The sequence below is a fragment of the Rhodococcus sp. CX genome (genome assembly GCF_015865005.1).
Taxonomy (GTDB): domain Bacteria; phylum Actinomycetota; class Actinomycetes; order Mycobacteriales; family Mycobacteriaceae; genus Rhodococcus.
In genome coordinates this window covers 34,038-36,223 of record NZ_JADZGH010000208.1, presented here as the reverse complement: position 1 = coordinate 36,223, position 2,186 = coordinate 34,038, and the positions used below count along the sequence as shown (strand labels likewise).

The following is a 2,186-nucleotide window of genomic DNA, read 5'->3' as shown; positions in this document are numbered from 1 at the left end:
CGCGGCCGAGCACGCGGCACAGGATCTCGAACTGTTCCTGCTTGTTCGCCGCGATGTTGAGCACGCCGTCGGCGGTCTTGAAGGCGCCCGACGGGGCCGAGGTCATGTTCTCGTTGCCCATGGGGATCGGTTCCTTGCCTGTGACAAGGTGATTGGAGACCACCCAGCCCATAGAGGTGAGCGCGGCGTCCAGCATGGACGTGTCGAGGTAGGCGCCCTGTCCGGTCGCGCGCTGCCGGACGATCGCGGCGCACACGGCCATCGCCGCGGCGAGTCCGCCGAAGCTGTCGCAGACGGGGTAACCGACCCGCAGCGGCGCCGACTGGGTGTCGCCGGTGACGCTCATGATTCCGGACATGCCCTGGACCACCTGGTCGTAGGCGGGGCGACCGCGCAGCGGGCCGGTGGCGCCGAACCCGGACACCGCGCAGTAGACCAGCCGGGGGTTGATCTCCTTCAGGCGGTCCCAGCCGAAGCCGAGGCGCTCGAGCACGCCCGGCCGGAAGTTCTCCAGCAGCACGTCCGCGTCGGCGAGCAGGCGTTCGAAGACCTCCTTGCCGCCGGCGGTCTTGAGGTTCACGGTGACCGAGCGCTTGCCCGAGTTCTGGGCGAGGAAGGAGACACCCATGTATTCGGCGCTCAGCCCTGGGTCCGCGCCGAGCTGACGGGCCAGGTCGCCGCTGCCGGCGGTCTCGACCTTGACGACGTCGGCACCGAGGAGGGCGAGCTGGTAGCCGGCGAAGGGGCCGGCGAGGACATTGGTCATGTCGAGGACGCGCACGCCCTCGAGCAGGTTGGTGGTCAAAGGAAAGCCTCCACGGTTCCGAGCCCGACAGCACTGATCTGCCGGGCGGTGTCAGTTACGGCGTCGACGTACCGGGCGACCCGGTCGGCGGTGAAGCGCGACGTGGGGCCGCTGATCGAGAGCGCGGCGAGGACACGGCCGTCGGCGGAGAGAATCGGGGCGGCGACCGCCGAGGCGCCCAGTTCCCGCTCTCCGTGGGTGATCGCGCAGCCGGCTTCGAGGTCCCCGGCCGCTCTGCTGCGAAGGTCCGCTGCGCTCACGCCGCTCTGCTCGGCCAGCGCGGCGAGGATCGTGTCCGGGCAGGCGGCGAGCAGTACCCGGCCCGCGGCCCCGCTCGTGAGGGGGTACCGCGCCCCGACCTGGACCACGCTGCGGACCGTGGTCGTTCCCTCGATCTGCGCGATCGACAGGCGGTGCAGGTCCTGGCGGATGTAGATGTTCACCGTCTCGCCGCACCTGTCGCGCAGGGCCGTCATCAACTGCCGGGCCTCGGGACCGATCTCCCACATCGCCTCGGCCAGCTTCACCCAGCGCAGGAACGAGGGCCCCACGCTGTAGCTCGTCGATTCGCCGGGGCTGGCGATGATGCCCTGCGACGTGAGCGTGCCCAGCAGCCGCACCACCGTGGACTTGGGCAGTCCACTGATGTCGACGAGTTCGCGCAGGGTCCGGACCGGATGTTCGGCGTCGAACCCGTTGAGCAGATCGAAGGCGCGGGCCACGCTGCGGACCCCGCCGTCGGCTACTGCGGCCGCTGTTGCCTGTGTCATGACGCCACCCTAGGTCCGCTAGGCGGTTTCTGCAAACCATCTGATGGACGAACATCGTCTTGACTTGTCAACAACAGCATGGTTTCATGCGTGACGCAGACCACAGGACTGCTCTGCGGTTCCGATCGACCACCTAGTGGTCGAACATGAGGAGGAAAATGACCACCAGCGGCGAGCTCATCGAAGAAGGTGTGAACAACAACGGCGTGAAAACGGAGGGGGGTGCGAAGACCACAGCGAACCCCGCCATGGCGCGCCGAGCCGCGCTCGCCGGAGGCGTCGGTACCGTCATCGAGTACTACGACTTCAGCGTCTACGGCTTTCTGGCGCTGACCCTGGCGCCGCTGTTCTTCCCCGAGCAGGACCCGGCCACCGCAACCCTCTCGGCGCTGGCCGTGTTCGCGTCCTCGTACCTGGTCCGCCCCGTCGGCGGCTGGTTCTTCGGCATCCTCGGCGACCGTCGTGGCCGGCGCTTCGCGCTCGTCTCGACGGTGCTGCTCATGTCCGCCGCGTGCCTCGTAATGGGCCTGCTGCCCACCCACGCCAACATCGGCATCGCGGCAACCGTCGCGATCGTGATCGTCCGCCTGGTCCAGGGCTTCGCGGCGGGT

3 protein-coding genes are annotated in these 2,186 nt (G+C 68.7%); 1 reads left to right on the top strand and 2 read right to left on the bottom strand.

Translation table 11 applies throughout. The features are described 5' to 3' along the window. Positions 1-805, bottom strand: an 805-nt coding sequence (locus I0Q12_RS22915; RefSeq protein WP_231611255.1) for a CaiB/BaiF CoA-transferase family protein, incomplete at its 3' end; no start/stop codon positions are given. Further along, the gene (locus tag I0Q12_RS22910) at positions 802-1,575 is read right to left on the bottom strand and encodes an IclR family transcriptional regulator (RefSeq protein ID WP_197255030.1); all 774 of its coding nucleotides are present in this window, start codon (positions 1,573-1,575) and stop codon (positions 802-804) included. The genes I0Q12_RS22915 and I0Q12_RS22910, both read right to left, overlap by 4 nt. 158 nt (positions 1,576-1,733) lie before the next feature. On the opposite strand from I0Q12_RS22910, the gene I0Q12_RS22905 reads away from it, so the two are divergent. Beyond that, positions 1,734-2,186 (top strand): MFS transporter (locus I0Q12_RS22905; protein ID WP_197255029.1); only part of this gene is annotated, 453 nt, incomplete at its 3' end.